Origin of the sequence: Bacillus sp. 105MF, assembly GCF_000374885.1 — a bacterium.
GTDB lineage: Bacteria > Bacillota > Bacilli > Bacillales > Bacillaceae_G > Bacillus_A > Bacillus_A pseudomycoides.
On the sequence record NZ_KB895572.1, the window covers coordinates 167004 to 188607 of the forward strand.

At 33.1% G+C, this 21604-nt stretch carries 20 protein-coding genes and 1 pseudogene; 3 read left to right on the forward strand and 18 right to left on the reverse strand.

Going from position 1 to position 21604, the window contains the following annotated elements:
* Positions 1-65: 65 nt before the first annotated feature.
* The 3 genes from C564_RS0113010 to C564_RS0113020 all read right to left on the reverse strand — a co-directional run bounded on the left by C564_RS0113010 (position 66) and on the right by C564_RS0113020 (position 2279).
* A complete protein-coding gene (locus C564_RS0113010) occupies positions 66-584 on the reverse strand; it encodes a nitrous oxide reductase accessory protein NosL (RefSeq protein WP_003195015.1) in 519 nt (172 codons plus the stop codon).
* A complete protein-coding gene (locus C564_RS0113015; protein WP_018765613.1) occupies positions 584-1858 on the reverse strand; it encodes a right-handed parallel beta-helix repeat-containing protein in 1275 nt (424 codons plus the stop codon). The genes C564_RS0113010 and C564_RS0113015 overlap by 1 nt, the downstream gene beginning before the upstream one ends.
* Before the next feature lie 166 nt (positions 1859-2024).
* Entirely contained in the window at positions 2025-2279 is a 255-nt protein-coding gene (locus C564_RS0113020) for a hypothetical protein (protein WP_003195017.1), read from the reverse strand.
* Positions 2280-2533: 254 nt separating this feature from the next.
* Between C564_RS0113020 and C564_RS0113025 the strand changes: the two genes are divergently transcribed.
* Positions 2534-3841, forward strand: coding sequence for a CitMHS family transporter (locus tag C564_RS0113025; protein ID WP_018765614.1), 1308 nt, complete (start codon positions 2534-2536; stop codon positions 3839-3841).
* A 126-nt stretch (positions 3842-3967) separates the two neighbouring features.
* On the opposite strand, the gene C564_RS0113030 is transcribed toward C564_RS0113025, so the two are convergent.
* The 3 genes from C564_RS0113030 to C564_RS0113040 form a co-directional block, all read right to left on the reverse strand.
* On the reverse strand, positions 3968-4660 hold the full coding sequence (locus tag C564_RS0113030) for a response regulator (RefSeq protein ID WP_006093454.1): 693 nt from the start codon (positions 4658-4660) through the stop codon (positions 3968-3970).
* Positions 4660-6270 carry an ATP-binding protein gene (locus C564_RS0113035; RefSeq protein WP_098205864.1) on the reverse strand — a complete coding sequence of 537 codons (1611 nt, stop codon included), beginning with the start codon at positions 6268-6270 and terminating at the stop codon, positions 4660-4662. Before C564_RS0113035 ends, C564_RS0113030 begins: the two co-directional genes overlap by 1 nt.
* A gap of 71 nt (positions 6271-6341) precedes the next feature.
* Positions 6342-7031 carry a DUF4274 domain-containing protein gene (locus C564_RS0113040; protein ID WP_018765616.1) on the reverse strand — a complete coding sequence of 230 codons (690 nt, stop codon included), beginning with the start codon at positions 7029-7031 and terminating at the stop codon, positions 6342-6344.
* A gap of 361 nt (positions 7032-7392) precedes the next feature.
* Here C564_RS0113040 and C564_RS0113045 point away from each other — a divergent pair, with 361 nt between their 5' ends.
* Entirely contained in the window at positions 7393-8187 is a 795-nt protein-coding gene (locus C564_RS0113045; RefSeq protein ID WP_003195022.1) for an EcsC family protein, read from the forward strand.
* Between the two features lie 152 nt (positions 8188-8339).
* On the opposite strand, the gene C564_RS0113050 is transcribed toward C564_RS0113045, so the two are convergent.
* From C564_RS0113050 to C564_RS0113095, 11 genes and pseudogenes are all read right to left on the reverse strand, one after another.
* Positions 8340-8609 carry a hypothetical protein gene (locus tag C564_RS0113050; RefSeq protein WP_018765617.1) on the reverse strand — a complete coding sequence of 90 codons (270 nt, stop codon included), beginning with the start codon at positions 8607-8609 and terminating at the stop codon, positions 8340-8342.
* Positions 8610-8831: 222 nt separating this feature from the next.
* Positions 8832-9143, reverse strand: a complete 312-nt coding sequence (locus C564_RS0113055) for a heavy metal-binding domain-containing protein (RefSeq protein ID WP_018765618.1) — start codon at positions 9141-9143, stop codon at positions 8832-8834.
* A 241-nt stretch (positions 9144-9384) separates the two neighbouring features.
* Positions 9385-10443, reverse strand: a complete 1059-nt coding sequence (locus C564_RS0113060; RefSeq protein ID WP_018765619.1) for a sensor histidine kinase — start codon at positions 10441-10443, stop codon at positions 9385-9387.
* Positions 10440-11153 (reverse strand): response regulator transcription factor, encoded by a 714-nt coding sequence (locus C564_RS0113065; protein WP_018765620.1) that lies wholly within the window; start codon positions 11151-11153, stop codon positions 10440-10442. Before C564_RS0113065 ends, C564_RS0113060 begins: the two co-directional genes overlap by 4 nt.
* Positions 11154-12425: 1272 nt before the next feature.
* Positions 12426-13985 carry a flotillin family protein gene (locus C564_RS0113070; RefSeq protein ID WP_003195033.1) on the reverse strand — a complete coding sequence of 520 codons (1560 nt, stop codon included), beginning with the start codon at positions 13983-13985 and terminating at the stop codon, positions 12426-12428.
* 12 nt (positions 13986-13997) lie between these two features.
* Positions 13998-14546, reverse strand: a complete 549-nt coding sequence (locus C564_RS0113075; RefSeq protein ID WP_003205827.1) for an NfeD family protein — start codon at positions 14544-14546, stop codon at positions 13998-14000.
* A 311-nt stretch (positions 14547-14857) separates the two neighbouring features.
* Positions 14858-15010: pseudogene (locus tag C564_RS34710) on the reverse strand (sporulation protein YhbH); the annotation flags it as partial.
* 243 nt (positions 15011-15253) lie between these two features.
* Complete coding sequence (rfbG, locus tag C564_RS0113080; protein ID WP_018765621.1) at positions 15254-16342, reverse strand: CDP-glucose 4,6-dehydratase; 1089 nt, start codon at positions 16340-16342, stop codon at positions 15254-15256.
* 26 nt (positions 16343-16368) lie between these two features.
* Positions 16369-17328, reverse strand: a complete 960-nt coding sequence (locus C564_RS0113085) for an NAD-dependent epimerase/dehydratase family protein (protein ID WP_026008555.1) — start codon at positions 17326-17328, stop codon at positions 16369-16371.
* Between the two features lie 119 nt (positions 17329-17447).
* Positions 17448-19514 carry a hypothetical protein gene (locus tag C564_RS0113090; protein ID WP_018765623.1) on the reverse strand — a complete coding sequence of 689 codons (2067 nt, stop codon included), beginning with the start codon at positions 19512-19514 and terminating at the stop codon, positions 17448-17450.
* 16 nt (positions 19515-19530) lie between these two features.
* Positions 19531-20280 (reverse strand): sugar phosphate nucleotidyltransferase, encoded by a 750-nt coding sequence (locus C564_RS0113095; RefSeq protein WP_018765624.1) that lies wholly within the window; start codon positions 20278-20280, stop codon positions 19531-19533.
* Between the two features lie 354 nt (positions 20281-20634).
* On the opposite strand from C564_RS0113095, the gene C564_RS0113100 reads away from it, so the two are divergent.
* A complete protein-coding gene (locus C564_RS0113100; RefSeq protein ID WP_018765625.1) occupies positions 20635-20934 on the forward strand; it encodes a hypothetical protein in 300 nt (99 codons plus the stop codon).
* 325 nt (positions 20935-21259) lie between these two features.
* Here the strand turns inward: C564_RS0113100 and C564_RS0113105 are convergent, their stop codons facing one another.
* The gene (locus C564_RS0113105) at positions 21260-21463 is read right to left on the reverse strand and encodes a DUF1657 domain-containing protein (RefSeq protein ID WP_018765626.1); all 204 of its coding nucleotides are present in this window, start codon (positions 21461-21463) and stop codon (positions 21260-21262) included.
* Positions 21464-21604 lie beyond the last annotated feature (141 nt).

Consider the following 21604-nt stretch of genomic DNA (forward strand, 5'->3'; position numbering starts at 1 on the left):
CGCCTAAGGTTGTCTTTTATCCAGCTATTTGTAGGCTATAAAGCCTCTTTCCATTTTATTTTATATTAATGAGAGTGCCCTGAGTTATTCTCTTTCCCATGTTCCTTCTTCATTTTCCCCATCATTTCTTTATTCATTTCCCATTTATGATCCGTTAACTCTTTATATGAAAAGACTTTTCCAGCATGTTTAGATACAAAGTTTTCAGCATCTTTTTTCTCTTTAAAAGAAATTACATTGTATGCCATTGGCGTTTTAATTGTTTTATCATACACATAAGTAGCTTTATCTAATGAAATCCAATCCTTTGTATGATAATCTCGAACAAATTTTTCTTGTGTTTTTTCATTTTTATGTTCGTCCATCCATTTATACATACAACCAATGTCATCAAATTTTAGCGCTTTACCATTTTCTAAAATAACTTCCGTTGCGAATTGATTATCCATTACTGCCATATTACAAACATCACACTTATCATTTTTTTCATCGACCGCGACTGGCTCTGCGCCCTTCTTTCCACACCCTACCACTGCAAATACTAGGCACATACACATAACAAATACAACATGTTTTATTTTCATCAATACTTCCTCCCTAAAAAGAACAATATACTTCCCATAAGCAACATACTTACACTAATAATCCAAGCTTCAAATTGACTTTCTGTACCTCTTTCTATCTTCGAAAACTGCATACTCATACTTGGTTTATAATCAATTAACATCGATTCATCTGGAATTTTGATTAAATTTTGTAAAACAAGCATCCCAGGCGAATGAAAAAACAACTGGTATTCAGGAATATCCTGCGTTAAAACTAAAAAAAAAGAATCAGCCTTATAAGGTAATGCACTAATACCTGTATGATTTAAATCTACTTTTAAAGCACCATCCCAATAATTACGATGAATTACATTATTCGTGCTTTTCGTAGCTTGTGAGCCATTGATATTACTTAAAAAGGTATTCTCAGCTATTTCATTTTCATTTGCATTTTTTAATTGCACTCCAATAAAGTTATTTGTAACGATGTTTTTTATAATCCGATTATCTTTCGCCTTTTCAACATACATTCCCACTCTATTGTTAGTAACTTGATTCTGCGTAACTTCTGTTTCTATCGCATCGTACAAAAGTAATCCTTGCGCATGAACATTTCTTCTATTATTGATAAATTGATTTCCCTTTACAGTCGTTCTTTTCGTACCCATAATCATCGCACCAGTTATATTATATTGTGATATATTATTGCTCACATTCGTACCATCAGAATACATAAGGTGAATACCATAACGAGATTGCCTAATGGAATTTCTTAATATTTGATTATTATTACTTTGCTCTAAATAAATCCCATCCCTTACATTTTTCATTCGAACATTTTCAATTTGATTCCAATGAGACTTCCATAAATCAATTCCATTACCGTTAGCTTCTCCTAGAATACTGCTATTCTGGATTTTCGTATTTTGAGTACCTTCCAACTTCATCCCAATTTGCTGTGTACGAATTTCTAAATCAGTGAAATTATGCCCGACTCCTGCAACATATACAGCGGCTGTTCCCTCTCTTTTCTTACACTGCTCTATTTTTAGTCTTTTAACAGTAACATTTTCCCCATTCACCTTAATAACAGGTTTATTACCACAAAAACGAATCTTCGTATTTTTCTCTCCTTCCAACGTAATAGGTTTTGATATTTCAATCGCTTCATTATACATACCATTTTTTAGCTTTACAGTTCCGTACGCAGGAGTATCATCAATTTGTGATTGAATTGTTGTTTCAGCATGAATACGAAATGGGATACAAAGTAATACAAAAAATAAGAGAAAAGAAAATCGAATAATTTTCATATGTAATTCCCTTCTCTATCAAATTCTATTCACTTACTCATTTAGGAGAATACCAAAAATTTGTGTGAGATTTGTGTGAGATTTGTGAAAAAACAATGCGTTTTTTGTAATAAATGGAATTTTCACTAATAAAAAAAGATGTGTAGCAATTTCTACACATCTTCTATCATTCGCAGCCCGTAATCAATAAATCATCTTCTAACTTAAGTAACAATGTATCCATATCAATTTCCTGACCAACCTCTATATTTACAGATCGTATATGACCACTAATTCCCACTGCTACTTTCTCCAGTGTTCCGTCATTTTTTCGAATCGTCATTAATTTTTCCCATTCATATACGTAAGATAATTCATCAACGAAAATCTCTTCTACTCTTCCTTTATATGAACTATAAATCTCTTCAATCATTGCTTCCATTCAAAATCTACTCCCTACTTCACGCTTCTCTATTTTCTCATCTATTCTATCACTCCTGCAATAAACACCTTATATTTTTAAAAATTCAAAATAAAACTCATGAACAAAATGAACAAAATAACGATTATGCGTTTAATAACGTTATTTTTCTAATTATTTACCATACATACTCCATCCTTTATGATAAACAAAAAGGTTTTTCTGAATTTTCAGCATTCATCGAAAGCGCAATCATTTTCAGAGGGGGAGATTACATGTTAGCAGTACTCGGGTTTGCGATGGTCTTTGTCTTTATGTTTTTAATTATGACCAAACGTATGTCAGCATTAGTTGCATTAATATTAATTCCTATTATATTTGCATTAATTGGAGGATTTTATGCAAATGTAGGACCAATGATGCTAGACGGGATTAAGAAATTAGCACCAACTGGTATTATGCTTATGTTTGCCATTTTATATTTCGGAATTATGATTGATAGTGGATTATTTGATCCAATCATTAGTAAAATCTTGAAGATTGTAAACGGTGATCCATTAAAAATTGTTGTTGGTACAGCAATTCTTACTATTATTGTTTCATTGGATGGTGATGGCACAACAACATATATGATTACAGTTTCTGCAATGTACCCACTATATAAACGCCTTGGAATGAATCCGCTTATATTAGCTGGAGTTGTTATGCTAGGAGCTGGGGTTACAAATCTTACACCTTGGGGTGGTCCAACAGCTAGGGTTATGAGTGCACTTACTCTCGATGCTTCACAGTTATTTACACCACTTATTCCAGCAATGATTGGTGGGGCAATATGGGTTGTTTTTGTTGCTTACTTCCTTGGGAAAAAAGAGAGAAAGCGCTTAGGAATTGTCGATATACAATATACACAAAAAGAAAAGGCACTGATGGATGAACAAGCAGCAACTACAGAAGCTACTAGCTATAAACGTCCCAAATTATTATGGATTAACTTTTTATTAACAATCGCTCTTCTCGTCTGCCTTATCATAGAGATTATGCCACTTCCTGTATTATTTACAGTTGCTTTTGCTATTGCAGTTATGATTAATTATCCAAGTCTGGAAGAACAAAAAGAACGTATTGCTTCTCATGCAGGAAACGTATTAGCGGTTGTTTCTTTAGTATTTGCCGCTGGAATTTTCACAGGAATTTTATCGGGGACAAAAATGGTAGATGCGATGGCACAAAGCCTAGTTGCCCTTATTCCTGATGTGCTCGGACCACAGCTTCCTATTATTACAGCTATTATAAGTATGCCTTTCACATTCTTTATGTCCAATGATGCTTTTTATTTTGGTGTATTGCCAATTCTCACAAAAGCCGCTGCAGCTTATGGAATTAGTGCCGCTGAAATGGGGCGTGCCTCTCTACTTGGACAACCAGTTCACTTATTAAGTCCACTCGTTCCATCCACTTATTTATTAGTTGGAATGGCAAAAGTTGATTTTGGTGAACATCAACGCTTCACTTTACTTTGGGCAGTTGGAACAACAATGGTCATGTTAATAGTCGGTATTATTACTGGCATCATTCCAATATAAAATGAAATAAATATCCTCATCTTTCCTATTCAAAAAGTAGAGACCATAGAAGTCTCTACTTTTTCTATTCTATGTTTTTCTCCGCTATTCGCAGATAGTAATACTTCCACTGGTTAAAATTTCACTTTATGAAGAGACCTGAAAATATCTTCTTTCTGGTCTTCCAACATTTCCATATATAAGTTCTGCATAAACCGTCTTTTCAGAAATTAAATACTCTAAATAGCGTCTTGCTGTCGATCGGCTTACGCCTACTTCTACACTCAACATTTCCGCTGTAATTCCTTCTTGTCCAACGTTAGATACATATTTTCTAATTTTTATTAGTGTTAAAGGATCAATTCCTTTTGGGGCATAAACAATTTGATTATATTCCACCTGTCCTTTAAACCACAAATGCTCAATTTGTTCTGCAGATAGTTGCTCAGTTTGTTTTAATTGTTGTATTTTTTTTTGATAGTTTTCTAAACTTTTTTTGAAACGATCAAACATAAGTGGCTTTACAATATAATCCGACACCCCACCTCGCAATGCATGACGGACAATTTCGACTTCTGATGCCGCTGTAATCATAATTATATCCGTATCATGTAGGTTACGCCGGATATATGTAACAAGTTCCGTTCCTTGCATATCAGGTAAATAAACATCCAATAAAACAAGTTGCGGCGAGACAAGATCTAACCACTCTTTCGCTTGTTCCCCTGTTGTTGCAGTCCCAATTACCTTGAATCCCCCTACTTTTTCAGTAAACCGACGATGAATCTCTGCGATGCGAATATCATCTTCTACAATTAGTACTTCAATCCCCTCGTTCATTACAATTCGCCTCTTTCCTTTGGCAATGCAACTATAAACAGTGCACCACCTAGCTCCCCTTTTTCTAGCGCCATACTCCCATTTAAATCTTCAACTAACTCTTTTACCTTTGCTAATCCATAACCTCGTTTTTCTCCTTCTTTTGTCGAAAAGCCTTTATCAAATATACATGTAATTACCTCATCATCAATCCCAAGACCTGAGTCTTCAACTTCAATGACAATCTCTTCTCCAATATCTGTCACAAACATTCTAACTTGCTTTTCATATCCCTGATTATATTCAACTGCTTCAAATGCATTTGTAATTAAATTACCTACAATAGAAACAACATGATTACTATCAATATGAGAGCCTAACTTTTGCAAACTACTCTCGCGATCTAAAATAAAATCAATTTTCAATTCTCTAGCTCGATTATAAAATCCTATTAAAATTCCACCTAGCCACGGATTTTGTATACGCTCCATAATAAACTGAACAAAGTCTTGGTATACAGCAGTCTCTTTATGAATAAGCTCCAATGCTTCATCATATGACTCTAATTGGATAAGACCCGAAAGCGTATACAAAAGATTGTTATACTCATGTGTCTGCGCTCGAAGTGCTTCTGTATAACGCCTCGCTTGAGATAGTTCTTCAGTTAACTGATCCATTTCTGACTTCAAGCGAAAACTAGAAACGACTCCCATTACCACATTGTTTACTTTAATAGGTAATCGATTTACAATGACAGCTTGTCCCCTTATATCTAAATATCGATCAAATTGCTCTTCTCCAGTTCGGAGCACTTCTAATATTGAGGAGTTCGGAATAATTTTCAAAATAGAATCCCCAATGATAGTCTGATGTTTTTCAAGAGAAAGAATTTCATACGCCGCCTGATTGACTAAACGAATGCAACCTTCTTTATCTATTACCATAATTCCTTCCCGTACAGATTGAATGATGGCACTATGTTCCTCATATAGAGAGGAAATTTCTTCTGGTTCAAAACCAAACATTAATTTTTTTATACTACGTGCTAAATATATAGAACCAAATATTCCAATTACTAACCCCGCAATAGCAATCCAAAATACTCTCTTACCGTATGCTTCTGCCACTTCATGAATATCCTCCATAGAAAAACCAACAGATACAACACCGATAATATGATTAGTCTGATCACGAATTGGTACTTTCCCACGTAAAGAAGGACCTAACGTCCCAGTTGCTTTTGAAATATATGATTTCCCATCCGTTAAAACCCCCTCGTTATCCCCACCAACCATCTCTTTTCCGATTCTCTCTCGCAAAGGATGCGCATAACGAATCCCTTCTTTATTTCCTACCACGATAAAATCGGCATCTGTTTCTACTCTTATTTTCTCAACAATTGGTTGAATAATAGCAGATGGGTTTTCTTTCTGAAATGCTTCTTGAATTTCAGGTATGGCAGCAACTGTTTTTGCGACGTGTAATGCCCTTTTACCAATTTGCTCTTCCACCGTTTCAGATACAATATAGTAAAAAAGAAAGCTCGTTAAAACAATAACAAAGAAAATGAGTGTACCAATCGTCAATGTAATTCTTGGCTGTAATTTTAATTTTTTAACCTTCAAAATCATTCCCCTAACTTTCATTGCCCATTACTCTGTATAATCTCCTTAATACAAAGATCACAATATGAAAAAATAGCTTATAATATATTAGGAAACCTCCTTAAAAGATGTTGTACAAAATCTACATACTCCCTTTCTTCATCACTACTATCTCCCTGATTCAGCCAATAATCCCCATCTACTAAATCAAACATTTCAATAGCAGTTATTTCCTGACAATTAGCATGTTGCAATACCATTTTCATCGGCTGTAAATCATCATCCCAATTAAAATGTAATACAAAAGCATGTAACAATTCCGGAGTATTTAATTGAGTCAAATAAGCATTTACTTCAGCAGGTTCTCCATACAAACAACCATCGATGATTGCTTGTTCGCTTTCTGTTAATTTCAGCCGAATAGCTCCTTTTGTTTCCAATAATAAATCTGCTATTTCAGGATTATGTCTTGCTAAAAACCAAGGAGTTTTCTTTATCCCGGCTGGATGATTCAATTCCACTCCATTTTCGATTAAACACTTCACAGCTTGTTTATTATTAAACTTAATTGCTTTAGTAAGTACTGACTCATGTAAACGATCTGTTATGCCTGTTTTCGCCCCGAAGGCTAGTAACTCTTTGAATATTTCAATAGGAGCCTTTTTTACAATTACGTAATGCAAGGAGGTTCTTCCAAACTGATCTTGTTCATTTATATCCACCTTTGGCATAGCTCCTATCACTTTTTCAAGATTTTTACTCTTAATTGCTTCAAACAGTATATTCATTTCATCCACCACTTTCGAACTAAAGTCTCTTTTTTACAGAAAATACTGATATCTACAAATGGATTAAGCCCTTTATCAGTAAAAAAGGATACCTCACAAAAATCAATTAAGCTTATTCAAATGTTAAAAGTTAAGTAAAACTAACATATTTATTGTACTCGTATATCTACTTCCTACACAAGAAATCCCAACTGAAATGCTGTATTACGTTATCTAATTCTATACTTCCTTCAAGCTGGTTCTCTTATCTCTTTTTCTTATTTACAGCATCCAATATAAATACAAACGCTAAATTTTATTTATTATTCAAAAAATACCCAGTAAAATAGAAAGACACGGTTATAAGAAAGTAGGGCGAAAAATGGAGTCAAAAGAACTTTTATTACAGGAAATCGTAATCATTGAAAAATGGGAGAAAGAACAGGAAGATCTTTGGTTCTTTGAAAAGTGGGGGAAAATTCCATTTGCTATTCTTGATAAGTTAACTCCTAAGTTTATCCATAAAAAAATTAATATTTTACTAGATGAGCTCATTCAATATCTCAATTCTGGAAGTAAATATTTAATTCATCCACAAACAACAATAAAGAAATTTGAAAACGCAGCTTCTTTAACAGATGTTCAAAAATTCCCTTTAAGTGAGATAGATACAATCGTTGATAAAATTATCGAGAATAGAAAATCTGTCGCAACTGCACAAGGGGCCACAACCGGTTTTGGTGGCATTTTTACCCTAGCAATTGATATTCCAGCTGTTTTAAGCATGTCACTAAACGTTTTGCAAGAAATTGCAATTTGCTACGGTTATAATCCTGAAGATATTCAAGAGAGATTATTTATCGTAAAATGCTTACAATTTTCCTCGTCTGATATTGTAGGAAAACAAACCATTCTTCATGAATTAAAACATTTTGATGCTCGTGTCAATCACGACGACAGTATGTCCCAAATTAAATCATGGCGCGAAGTGTTTACTGTATATCGTGACAATTACGGTTGGAAGAAGCTATTTCAGATGATTCCCATTGCTGGTATGATTTTTGGTGCTTATTTAAACCGAAAAACAATTGAAGAAATTGCAGAAGTAGGGAAAATGTTTTATAAGAAAAGAAGGGTACTAGATAGACTAGAGGGAATGAAATACACTTCTAAATAGTGTCTAAAAAGGTGGGCTGGTGCAAAGATATAATAAAAGAGAATATACCCATATATTTCTTGCACCAGAATCCCTCAAAAATTATCAAAGATCTTTCTACGTTTTTCCCCTTTAGAGAAGGTAACTCTATTTAAATATAACCAAAATAGAAATCACATCGTTCCCCGTATCAGCAAAATAAAAGGAATTAAGAATACTAACACATTTAATACTATCCCAATCTTTGCTCCATTATTTTTATCTACTTTATGAGAAAAAATAGCTAAAATAAATCCAATAGGACAAAGAAATAAAGGTAAAACAAGAGAAATCCCCTGAAATACAGTTAAAATAATTTCATTTATAAAGTTAACTATGAGTAAGATCAATAGAACTGGTATTAAAATCGATATACTTGTAGTTACCCTACTTTTTTTAAACAAAATATTCTCCTTTTTAATAAAAATATATTTATTATTAATTGAACATCTTCTTCCGCTAAAAAATATACCATAATTGGAAATATTAATGGTGCAAAAAAACACTAAAGTAACTTAAAGAAAATAAGATATTATTTCCTTTCAGGTGTTTCACCTTTCTAATTTTACAAAAAAGAAAAAGCACCTCACTCTTAACAAGGCGCTTTAGCAATTATACTTTTTATTTTATACACGTACAGCTGTACCACTAACAGCAACCATTAACATTCCATCACGAACGACCTCGTAGTCTACATCAATACCAACAATTGCATTTGCACCTTTTTGCTTCGCAAGAGTTTTCATCTCTTCCATTGCAATATCACGAGCTTCTTTTAATTTACTTTCATATGCACCAGAGCGGCCACCGACAATGTCACGAACAGAAGCAAATAGATCACGTACAATATTTGCCCCCATAATCGCTTCACCGTTTACAATATCGATATACTCAATAATTTCTTTTCCTTGAATCGTTGAAGTTGTTGTTATAATCATTACTGACACTCTCCTATAATATCTAAAAATTTACTGGTATTTCTTATACCTTTATTATCACATTAAAATAATAAATGAACTATCTAATAACCTTACATAAAGATGACAGTTTTGTAAGATTTCATAGGTCACTAAGTTTTCTAGATGAGTTATAAAACATCTACTAGTAAGATTAACTTCATCATAGCTAACAAATCTTTCATTTCTCTCTCATAAATGTTACAAAAGTCTTTCCACCGTATTATTTCTTTTCTGATGCAATGGGAAGAGTAAACCAAAATTCACATCCCTGTTTCCCATCCGAACGATCTTGAACACCAATTTCTCCTTTGTGTATTTCAACTAGTGATTTTGCAATGGCGAGTCCAAGTCCAGACCCTCCAGATTGTGAGCTTCTTGATGGGTCTGTTCTGAAAAAACGTTCAAATATACGTAATTGATCATCGTAAGAAATCCCTTCCCCTTCATCACGCAAAATGAATGTAACTTGCTGTTTTTGTTTATTTTCCTCCACAATTAACTCGATTGTTCCAAATGTGGGGGAATGCCGAATCGCATTATGTAACAAATTACTGATAACCCGCACTATTTTACATGGCATAATCCAAAGTCGTGGCAATGTATCCGAAACGTGCAATTGTAAATGGATATTTTTATCCTTCAATAAGATCGCATGGGAATCTAGTACTTCTAATAGAATGCTGTCCACATGTGTTAAACTGGGGTGAAAGGCTCCTTGTCCAAGTTCTAGCTTAGAAAGCTCAAACAAATTATTAATTAATCCACTTAATCTTTGAATTTCGTTTAGGATTGTCGTTAGATACTGCATTTTCATATTAGGATCTTCAATTAAACCATCTTGTAACGCTTCTATCATCAATTGTATGCTAGCCATAGGGGTTCTTAAGTCATGGGAAATATTCGCAATTAGTTCTGTACGTGCTTTTTCTCCTTGTTCTAACTTAGTAAAGCTTTCTTCTAATTTTTTAGCCATTTGTTGAAAAGCTGTCGCTAATTCTTTAAACTCTTCTGGTTCTTTCCCGATTATATACATCGTTTCAAAGTGTCTATCACTAAATTGTTTCGTTAATGCAATTAAATTTTGAATAGATCTCATAATAGGACGTGTCATTAACCAGTAAATAATCGTTGAAAGAATCATTGCTACCATCACAATTCCTATTAATAACCGTGTTTGTTCCGGTCTAAGTAACATTCTTCTGTCACTATACCAGATCGAAATTACTATGATTCCCGTGCTTAATAAATTCATCAATAACAATTGATTCCGTAACTTCATGTTTCATTTCCTCCATCTGGCTCAAAGCGATATCCTATGCCCCAAACTGTATGAATCCAACGATTCTTTGTTGTATGCTTCTCCAATTTTTCACGTAGACGACTCATTAACACAGTTACTGCATTTGTGCACCCTTCATACTCAAAATTCCATATCTGTTCAAGAAGTTGAGATCGTGAGAATACTTGTTTTGGATGTTTTGCCATTATATAAAGTACCTCAAATTCTTTCACTGTTAACTCAATTTCATGTCCACAAACAAATACACGTCTTTTCGTTGGATCAATCTTCAAATCTAGGAACTCTATCATTTCTGATACAGGTTCTTTCTCTTGTATCGTTGCTTGATTTCCTCTTCTTAATATAATTTGCACCCTTAATACTAATTCACGAGGTGAAAACGGCTTTGTCACATAATCATCCGCGCCCATTGTTAATCCTAAAATTCGATCTCTTTCTTCTCCTCTAGCGGTTAACATAATAATAGGGACATTAGAGTATTGGCGAATTTCCTCACATAATTCCCAGCCATCTTTTTTCGGCATCATCAAATCTAAAATAATTAAATCTGGTTGATATTGCTGAAATACATTCCAACCTTCTATTCCGTTTACAGCGGTGTATACTTCATATCCTTCTCTTTCCAAGTACCGTTTACATATTTCTCGGATATTATCTTCATCTTCTATGATTACAATTCTTTTTTTCATACATTAAGTCTCCTCTGTTCCTTATAAAAACTGCGATAACAGCACACTAAATAAAGTGAAACTTTAATCAGTGGGGGTTTTCTTCATCCCCCACTGATTATTAGTTGAACGAATCGGGCTTTTATGGACAGTTCATCTCCTACCTAACTTCTTTGCCTTCGCTGAATTTTGAGGTGGGAGTGTTACTGTCCGTTAATGCGGGATAAAAATGGAGTTACACAATAATTTTTATATCACATTAATAATTCTGTTTATATAACTATAAAAAATATTTGAGTTACGCTATACACAACAGCCCATCCTATTTGTAATCTCCCTTGAATAGAAGTAGCTTTTTCAAACGCTATATGAAGTTCAAATTCCCCATATTATATTAATTCTGCTTCTCTAACGCTATTTTCAATCCTTTTTGAAATTCTTCGATATCAGGGTTGATTCAAAATACTTCCTCCATTGAAATGAGCTTGTTTAGTAAAGGATATTAACCTTTCCATACTTGTATATCTTTGCTTTCAATTTCCTCATCTTTCTAATCCTCCTAATGTTCTTGTAGCAAGTTGTGTAACGAATTATAATTAAACATATTTTAATGTAGTTTAACACACAATCATTTCTCCATTAATCTAAATTTACTTTATTTGAATTAAATTTAACACATTGAAAGAAATAACATAATTGTATGCAGCAGAAAAGATATCTTTAGCCCTGATATTATTCAATTTCTTTATTTTTAGGAATCGATCTTGTTGTTCCTATAATGTCTTTTTATATGAATACGTTACAATTAGTTACTGATATAATGAAATATTGCTACATTTACATTTACATTTACTCAATTACTAACACCTCCTATCACCGGAAGATAGATAGATTCAATCAAAAATTGATTATACTGGGGTTACTTCTTTGTTCTTCCTCTGAATCTTTATTTGAATTTGCCAATCATATATGAGGATTATTTCTTTCCAAAGCATTAGGTGGCATTAGGTGGCATGAGTGCGGCATGTATGATGCTAGCGAGATTCTGGTGCGAGAAATTTATAAAACCTTGACATACTGATACTATCAATCTAAAAAAGGACATGATCAGTATGAAAAAGAAAAATTGATTTACAGAATCAACCTGTTCAAACTAGAAAGAATTCATCCATCAATTGTTTGCATTTATATCATCAAATATAATTCCGCTAGAAATATATGCGCTATATTCTCTTTTATTTTCGCTTTACATTAGAGCCTAAAAAGGCCCCTAATGCTAGAGGCCTTCCTTCGTTATTTTTCACTTTTCTCGTTTTCTTCCACTACTTGCACAACAGGCTTCTCACTCACCATTTGCTGCACAGTACCTTTTCCGGCAAATCCTTCTAATAACTCTTTCAAATCAATACCAGAAGAAGCTTTTAATGTTTCTTGCATTGTTGCCATTAAATCCGTCGCATATCCTGCCACTTTTCCAGCTCCGCTGTTTTTTCCACCGCCGCCTGTATCCACAACAGTAATCTTATCAATGTTACTAAGTGGGCTTGCAATTTCTTTTGCGTAGCTTGGAAGCATTTTAAGAACCATATCCATAATTGCCGCTTGCCCATATAATTCGAATGCTTCCGCAATTTTTTGCTTCGCTTCCGCTTCTGCTAAACCTTTTAATCGGATAACATCCGCTTCCGCTGTACCTTGCGCTTTTTGAACTTCTGCTTTTGCTTGCCCTTGTGCCTTTTCAATTTCGGCTTTTGCTAAACCTTCTACACGCACCTCTTCCGCACGTGCTCTTGCTTCTGCTTCAATCTTATATTGATCTGCATCTGCTTTTTTCATTTGTTTTACTTTTTCCGCTTCCGCTGATTGTTCAACTGCATAACGATCTGCATCTGCTTTCTTCTTTACTTCCGCGTCGTATTGTTTTTCACGACGCGCAATTTCTTTTTCTTCTAATTCAATTTGCTTTTCACGCTCAATGATTTTAACGCGCATTTGCTCTTCTGTAACACCTTGTTGTGCTTTTGCTTGTTGTAATTCATAAGAAAGGTCCGCATCGGCACGTGCTTGCTCTTGCTCTCTCTTATATGATTGTACTTTTAATTCTTTATGCTTTTCAGCCTCAGCAATTTGTGCATCACGTTGATATTCAGCTTCTTTTGCTTCTTTCTCCGCACGAGCTTTTTCAATACGTGCTTCTTTTTCACGCTCTGCATTCGCAATTGTTGCATCACGTTTCACTGTTGCGATTTGCGGTTGACCTAAAGCATCTAAATAACCATTTTTATCCATGATTTCTTTAATCGTAAAGGAGACAATACGAAGCCCCATTTTCTTCAAATCTGTCGAAGCAACTTCATGTACTTTTTGTGCAAATTGCTCTCTATTACTATAAGCATCCTCCACTGTCATTGAAGATAAGATAGCACGTAAATGGCCTTCTAATACTTCTTTCGCTTCAACTTTTAACTCTTCCGTTTCTTTCCCTAAATATTGTTCAGCTGCTGTAGATACTTCTTCAATTGTTGAACCTACTTTAATAATAGAAACACCATTTACCGTAACTGGCACCCCTTGCTTTGTATACGTATCACGTGTTCCAACTTCTAATTTATAGTTTAATAAACTAAGAAGTTCCGCTCGTTGCATAATTGGTACAACAAACGTACCACCACCACGAATAATTTTAATTTTTTTACCATCATCTGTTGTGACAACGTTTTTCCCGTCACCAAGCCAGTTCCCTGTTACAATCAGCGCCTCATCAGGACCAACTGTACGATATTTTGTGATAAACACCAAAATAAGTAAAAGTAAGATTGCGAGTAATATACCACCGATAATTAATGGAATCATTCAAATTCCCCCTTATAACTTTGGTTTTTTTAAAGAATAAGCGATGTTCTGTACAAGCAAAACACCATCTTGAACTCCCTCAATAATGACCTCGGTTCCTTGTAAAATATCTTTCTTTCCAATTGTCTTAGCTGGTATCGCATTACTTCCAAATTGCGAAGAAACTAATACTTCTCCAAACCCTTCTTTCGGGATGGTAATAATCACTTCTCCTTTGCATCCAACAAATTCAGCCATACGTTGCACTGTATTTTGTTCAGCTTCTGCAATTGGTTTTAAAATCAATATTTTCATTAGGAAAACTCCAATAAAAGATATGCCGAAAGAAAGACTAAAAATAACAATACTATTCCAAGTAAATAAATACTCTCCTATATAACTAAAACCACAAAGCATGGCAAAGAAACTGAGCAGCAACGTTACAATAGATGTAGATCCACCTCCGAAGCTAAATATGGATTCAAATATATCTCCAAAAAAGATATAAATAACAGTAAGTACGGTAGCAATAATAAATCCATATAAATAAATTGTCTCAAGCGGATAACCCAACAATGTCATGCCTTATCCCCCTTTCATCATTACCTCTCTCTTTGTTATATGTATGCCTCACCTCTTTCAAAAATTATTTTTCCTAATTTTCAGTTATTTAATCTTTTAAAAAAAACCTGTACGACAGGCTGCTTAAAAAAGAACAGGAGGAGCCTATGGTGACAGGCTCCTCCTAGAAAATAACCGTTATATTGTATATTTATATAATATACTATTTTACATAAAAAGTAAAGTTATATAAATATTTCTACTTCAATTTTTTCCCTTTTATTACACATGAATGAATATTCTATTATATAAAAAACCCCTTAAAAAAGGGGCTACGCCATTTTCTCACCTGATTCTTCTCTAAAAAAGCTCTTCATTGCATGAAACACATCAGCTTTCTGCTTTAAAATATAGTATCTGAAATTCTCATCTTTAATATTTTTATAGGCTGACATAAGCGTACTGTGACGATTGTACTGGTTTAATTAGCAAGGATGTAACCAAATTTAAATAGATTCTGTTCCAAAAACTCACTTGTCATGACTTTTTTGTTTTGTTTATTCTTTTTCTTTTTCTGGTTCTGTTGCAAAGTTTTTAAAAGTAGGCTAAACCTTTACAAAATAGAGTAAGGAGAATCATAGATGGGATATTTTAAAGGAATGATAAGTGTCAAATGAATGATACATTCCGAAGTATATAATGAGAAAGGGATTATAGCTTTTCTCTTCTTAAGACTGCACATATTGTTTAATTTGATCAACACATAAATTTCTCAGTTCTGTACTGGAGTACGCCTTGTAATTTTTATACCAGTCTACTGTATGGTCTAAAGTCTGTTGAAGGGACCATTTTGGTTCCCAATTGAGCTTGAATTTTGCTTTGCTTATATCTAGGTTTAGGAATGTTGCCTCATGAAATTCTTCTGGAGTTACATTTGAAGATATCCAATTCCCACATCCCCAGGACTTTATCATACCGGTAACAAGCTCTTTTACTGAGACAATATTATTTAGTTTTGGACCAAAATTCCATGCACCAGAAAAAAGGACCCCATCAGTTAAAATTTTTTCTGCTAGAAGTAAATATCCACTTAAAGGTTCAAGTACATGTTGCCAAGGTCTTACTGCATTAGTATTTCTAATGAAAATTTCTTGGTTTGATTCCAGTGCTCGTATACAATCAGGAATAATCCTGCCTATTGACCAATCTCCTCCGCCAATTACATTGCCAGCACGAACACTTGCGATTATTTTTTTATGGTGCTCATATTTTTTTTCTGGAAAATAAGAGTTGCGGTAGGAAGAAATTAATAGTTCGCAGCATCCTTTGCTAGAACTATAAAGGTCATGTCCACCCATTGGGTCATTTTCACGGTATCCCCAAACCCATTCATTGTTCTCATAACACTTGTCACTTGTAACTATAATTCCTATTTTAGTGGATTCATGTAAACGAATTGCTTCTAATATATTCATTGTTCCCATAACATTTATATCATACGTATCTTTAGGGTGCTCATAAGAATATTTAACAAGTGGTTGTGCGGCTAAATGAAATACAATTTCAGGTTTATATTCTTTGAAAAGCTTATTTAATTTATTATAGTCTCTAATATCCCCACGAACATCAATTATGTCGTTTTGAAGGTTTGTTAAATTAAAGTTATCTTTTTTATTTTTAGGATCTAAAGAATATCCAATTACAGTCGCGCCTAATTCTTTTAACCATATGGATAACCAAGAGCCTTTAAAACCAGTGTGTCCTGTGATTAAAATCTTTTTTCCATGAAATACATTCTTAAAGCTATTATTGAACAATTGATTCACACCTTAGAAATAGATTTTCATACATTCGGATATAGATGTGTATTATGTTTATACCAATTAACAGTTTTAATAATACCTTCTTCAATACTTATGCGTGGTTCCCAAGAGAGCATACTTTTAATTTTATTAATATTTGGTTTAGAAATCCTTCTTTCATTCGTTCTATAGGATAACGCACCATAATTGGGTCTTTTATTAGTCTGCAAGTGTTTAAAGAGTAATTCCACATAATATTTTAAAGGGTGAGTTTCACCGCTTCCAATATTAAAAATCTCATTTTGTATAGAATTATTTTCAATTGTTAGCATACAAGCATCTATAATATTATCTACATAGCAGTAATCTCTTAATTGATTACATAACGTTAAGTTTACATTTCTATTCTGTAATACCTGTAAAATAATATAGCAAAAAATTTTATGTGGTTCTTCACCTTCTCCGAATACTCCAAAGGGTCTTAAGGTTATAAGGTTGATATTGTTTTCAGCCGCGACTTGATGAGCAATTATAGTGGCTGCAGCTTTACTACTTCCATAAATATCTACTGGTGTTAATTCCATATCTTCCTTAATAGATTCTGTTTTATTTCCATACTCAGAACTGCTTCCAATATTAATAATCTTTTTGCAATCTATAGACTTTGTTGCCTGAATAATATTAATTGTACCTAAAACATTCGTTTCAATAGCATTCATGTAATCTGTATGAGCTGAATTTACTCCGTATGCAGCAAAATGAAAAATATAATCAGGACGGATTTGTTTTATAATATTTTGAACTTGTATCTTATCGCGTATATCTACTTCATAAAGGTTGATACTTTTTAATATGTCTTTAAGACGCCAAGGATTTGATGACCTTCTGGCTAAAATAACGATTTTTGCTTGTAATTTCAATAATCTTCTTACCAAATGAGAACCAATAAAACCGTATCCGCCAGTGATAAGAAACGTTTTATTTTTAAAATGGTCAATTATATTCATATAATTTCATTTGTCTCCTTACAAATTTTTGAGTAAAAGGAATAAATAATTTTACTTAAGAAGTTCGTGTGAATTAGGGAATAATACTAGTTATATAAAAGGAAGAATGGATTTCATCTAAAAAATGAGGGAGGGTATTGGAAATAGTTTTTTACAGAGGACTCATCTGAATTTCCAACAAATAAAGGGGTAAGAGAAAAGATATTATCAAGTACGCGACATGTATTTCGTATTTTTTCGATATAAGGAATATATATATATTCTAAAATTGACGGATCTATTTCTACATGTTCTTGTTTCCATAAATCAAATTCATTTTTATTAATAATTTGCATACTCCCAAAGTGAAAAGCGATTAATTCATCTTGATCTATAAAGATCTTGTTTTCTGTGTTGGTTATAGAAGAATGATTGGTTAAAATTAGATTCCAAGGTGCAGCGTTAATCCCCTTTTGAGTCATGATTTTAATGTTAGAAAATAAATCGGGAATGTGATTTAAATATTTTTGATCTCCCCATCTATTCATCTCAATATCATATACATCCAAACAATATTCCAGGCATTTATCTTTCCACCATGTTAAAATATCTTTACTATTTTGATCATTTTTAAATCCTATTAGGCCGGCCTGATACATGCCATGTACATTTTCCAATTCAGTAGTGCCTCTCTGTGGACAAAGAAATACAGAATACTTCCACCATTCGTCTAAAATTATAGTAGGCTTTGTAAAGAAAAACATATCTGCGTCACAGTATATAATGTGATCAACTTCAGAATAATATTTAAGAATATGAAGGCATAGAGGGGCTTTTAATGTCCAGCAGTATTCCTGCAAAGTTCTTTCATTCTTTATACTTAAGAGTTCTTGATTTTCTATGTCTTTCACATGAAACAGTATAGCATTCTTCAATTTTAGATTTGTTAGAATTCGATAAGTTAAATTGTCCATACAACAGATCCACACTATAAAATCTGTACCATGGCTTTCAAGGGAATAGTAGCAAGTCAGACCTTGAATTAAACGTTTTTGACTTATAATTATTGAATAATTCATAAAATGATTTGATTGATTCATTTTTCTTCTTAATTGTGTATCTTTATATAAAGTCTGCGCCTCGCTAATGTCTTTAATACTTAACAGGCGCTGTGTTTTTTCACCTAATTTTTCTGCTAATTTTGTGAGGTTAAACTGAATTTCTTCTAGATAGGGGGTATAGATAAGGTGCAATATATTATTTGGTATTGAAAGTTTACCTAAAGACCAAAGATCAAAATCCTGTTCATTGAAAATGGTAATGCATGCAAAATGATATACAATTAGTTTATCTGTTTCAATGTATACCTCATTTTGATTTTTATCAATTATATAATTGTTATTATAAATACAATTCCAAGGTGCGGCATTTATACCTAGATTGCTTGAGATTTTTACTTTTGGAAAGTAAATAGGAATTAAATCTAAATATTTTTGGTCACCAAATCTTCCTTTATCAGGATTAGCACTACACCAGTCTAAGCATTTATCTTTCCACCATCGTACGCTTTTTAATCCGTAGAAATCGTTTTTAAACCCAATTAACCCAGCCTGATATTTCCCGTATTTTTCCTCTACCCAGTCACGGTCTCTCTGTGGACAAAGATAAATAGAATTGTCATCCCATTCTTTAAATATCATGTTAGGATCAGAGAAGAAATATAAATCACTATCACAATAGAGAACAGATGGCAAATTATAATTTACTAATAAATATTCAATAAGCACGGACTTTAAAGTCCAACAATATTCACTGACTGACCTATTTCTTTTAATATCTTTCAAATTTGTATCCTCTATATCATCTACCTGTAAGAGCTTTACATTATTCAAGTTCATTTCTTTCAATATTGAATACGCAAACACATCTATACAACAAATCCATAATGTGAATATTTTTGAATTTTTCATTAGAGATTGGTGCAAAGAAATTATTTTCAAGACGTATTCTGTTCCAACTATGGCACAAAAATGATTTTCAGAGTGAGGCTGTTTATTATAAGGTAGAGGATAGATTTGTTTGCTTGTAGTTTTTTTAGAGTGATCAATAGCTGAAGCATCTGAAGATAACGGAAAATCTTTTTCTACTTTAAAGGGAATATAGCGGTACGGCCAACCTTTCTTTCTATTGTTAAAACGCAATGTTTATTCACTCCTCTCAACTATTTTTGTTAGGGTTCCAGCTTTCATTTGCATCTTTAAGATCTTTAGGTGTATCTACACTAATCCAATAATCATTGTGCTCATAAACTGCAAGTTCCTTGTTTTTTATTAAATTTAGTAGAGGTTCTTCTTCAAGCATACAATCATTATCATTCAAATAATCGAATATTCCTTTATTAAATACAAAAAAACCTCCATTTATTACAGCATTAAGTAGGGGTTTTTCCTTAAAATCCACAGCAATCCCGTTTTCAATCTGTAAAAGACCATATTGACTACTTTCTTTTATACCGGTTAATGTTGCGATTTTTCCTTTGTCTTTATGAAATTTTATAAGTTCGTTAATATCTATCTTTGCTAATCCGTCACCATAAGTTAATAAAAACATTTCATCCTGTATATGCTTTTCAAGTTTTTTCAATCTGGTTCCGGTCATTGTTTCAATCCCTGTATCTATAAATTTTATATTCCACTGTTTTGGTTCTTCAAGCAACTGGTAATGATTATTCTTTAAATCTAAATTAAAATCATGTTCTTTCCATATATAGTCCATGAAATATTCTTTGATTTTTTCACCTCCATACCCTAATGGTAGGACGAATTCATGATGTCCAAACTTGCTATACCAATTCATTATATGCCAAATGAGAGGTTTTCCTTGAACATGAACTAATGGTTTGGGTATATTCCCCAGAATACCTTGCATCCTCAATCCTTTTCCACCACATAAAATTATGACTTTCATAGTCTTCTCTCCATCCCCTCCAGTTATTTAACTAATTTAAATTATGCTATCACTATGTAAATGGTATACACGCTTGTACCATTAATTTTACAGAAGATATTTTCCATAAAAATACTGGTTAAAATACAAAATAAGGCCTACTCAAATGTATGAGTAGGCTTATTGCCTTAACATTACTTCAAGGTTACAAATGGATTTCAAAATCTAACAAGCATAGACATATCACTTAGCTAAACATACAAAAAACGGATAGGGATCCATTTATTTCATCATTATGAAACAAGCTTAGTCTATTCTTTTAGTGCACTCATAGAATAAAGGGATATAAATCTTATTAAAAAGGGTTGGATTTCGATGTCTTTCGAACGCAGAAGACGTGGAAAATTTGATAGACGAGAAAGAGAGTTTTTCGGTGAAAGAGAATGTTTTGAGGAAAAGAATTGCTTTGTTGAGCGCAAAAGACGCTCAAGATTAGATCACATACGAGAGGGAGATAAGATTCAAGTGTTCTCTGGTAGCAATCGAATCGATGGAACAGGAGTTTTTATTAAAGTTGAAGACAGATTTCTTGTTTGGGTTGATGAATGTGCGAATATTAATGTTACAAGCCTAGATGTTATTAGTGTTTGTAGAGAACATTCTTGTAATGCTTGAAGCATAACATGGCCATAAATCTTTTATTACCCCATAATCTTGCCTCAGGGACAAAGATAGTAGCAATCCATCTCAAACTTTTAAAATCAACACTTCAAATCAAAAAAAACAAATTGGGATTCAGCCCATGCCCATCAAGCTAGTATTTTGAAGTGTCCCCAAAACGACAATTTTATTATTTTACAGTTATTTATGAGAATTTAGCTTAATTTTTTCGTTTTGAGGAACAACCAATTTCTTAACTTGATGGGCATACGGCAGAACCCCATATATATAAATCTAACTATGATAAGATCTCTGCAAAAAATCTGAAGATTACTGCGTTTTATTGATTATACTGAGGCTCATCTTGTTGAATCTCCTGAACACGTGGTTCTAAAGAATCAATAATTGTCTGCGCTTGCTGAGCTGCATTTTGATACAGTTGTTTTGCTTGTTGATTGTCAGTATCAAGAACAAATCCTTCTAAACATGCTTGAGCACTTTTTAATCCAGAAATAGTTTGTTTAAGCTTAGTAATTACTGTCATAATTAAATTCCTCCTTATAATTATGAATTCACTATTTAGAATAGCTATTTTCTACTAAAAATATGATTTCTAAATTTTGGTTATCTTTATAGAAGAGGTAGTGCCACATCGCTATCAAGTTAAGAAACACATTCTTCCCAA

What these genes read in the sequence shown, in the direction of transcription:
- C564_RS0113040 (WP_018765616.1), bottom strand. Translation starts at nt 7,031, where the DNA reads ATGAATATACTGTTTGAAGCAATTAAGAGTAAAAATCTTGAAAAAGTG.
- C564_RS0113015 (WP_018765613.1), bottom strand. Translation starts at nt 1,858, where the DNA reads ATGAAAATTATTCGATTTTCTTTTCTCTTATTTTTTGTATTACTTTGT.
- C564_RS0113065 (WP_018765620.1), bottom strand. Translation starts at nt 11,153, where the DNA reads ATGAAAAAAAGAATTGTAATCATAGAAGATGAAGATAATATCCGAGAA.
- C564_RS0113025 (WP_018765614.1), top strand. Translation starts at nt 2,534, where the DNA reads ATGTTAGCAGTACTCGGGTTTGCGATGGTCTTTGTCTTTATGTTTTTA.
- C564_RS0113060 (WP_018765619.1), bottom strand. Translation starts at nt 10,443, where the DNA reads ATGAAGTTACGGAATCAATTGTTATTGATGAATTTATTAAGCACGGGA.
- C564_RS0113095 (WP_018765624.1), bottom strand. Translation starts at nt 20,280, where the DNA reads ATGAAAGTCATAATTTTATGTGGTGGAAAAGGATTGAGGATGCAAGGT.
- C564_RS0113020 (WP_003195017.1), bottom strand. Translation starts at nt 2,279, where the DNA reads ATGGAAGCAATGATTGAAGAGATTTATAGTTCATATAAAGGAAGAGTA.
- C564_RS0113055 (WP_018765618.1), bottom strand. Translation starts at nt 9,143, where the DNA reads ATGATTATAACAACAACTTCAACGATTCAAGGAAAAGAAATTATTGAG.
- C564_RS0113045 (WP_003195022.1), top strand. Translation starts at nt 7,393, where the DNA reads ATGGAGTCAAAAGAACTTTTATTACAGGAAATCGTAATCATTGAAAAA.
- C564_RS0113010 (WP_003195015.1), bottom strand. Translation starts at nt 584, where the DNA reads ATGAAAATAAAACATGTTGTATTTGTTATGTGTATGTGCCTAGTATTT.
- C564_RS0113035 (WP_098205864.1), bottom strand. Translation starts at nt 6,270, where the DNA reads ATGATTTTGAAGGTTAAAAAATTAAAATTACAGCCAAGAATTACATTG.
- C564_RS0113070 (WP_003195033.1), bottom strand. Translation starts at nt 13,985, where the DNA reads ATGATTCCATTAATTATCGGTGGTATATTACTCGCAATCTTACTTTTA.
- C564_RS0113100 (WP_018765625.1), top strand. Translation starts at nt 20,635, where the DNA reads ATGTCTTTCGAACGCAGAAGACGTGGAAAATTTGATAGACGAGAAAGA.
- C564_RS0113105 (WP_018765626.1), bottom strand. Translation starts at nt 21,463, where the DNA reads ATGACAGTAATTACTAAGCTTAAACAAACTATTTCTGGATTAAAAAGT.
- C564_RS0113030 (WP_006093454.1), bottom strand. Translation starts at nt 4,660, where the DNA reads ATGAACGAGGGGATTGAAGTACTAATTGTAGAAGATGATATTCGCATC.
- C564_RS0113075 (WP_003205827.1), bottom strand. Translation starts at nt 14,546, where the DNA reads ATGACATTGTTGGGTTATCCGCTTGAGACAATTTATTTATATGGATTT.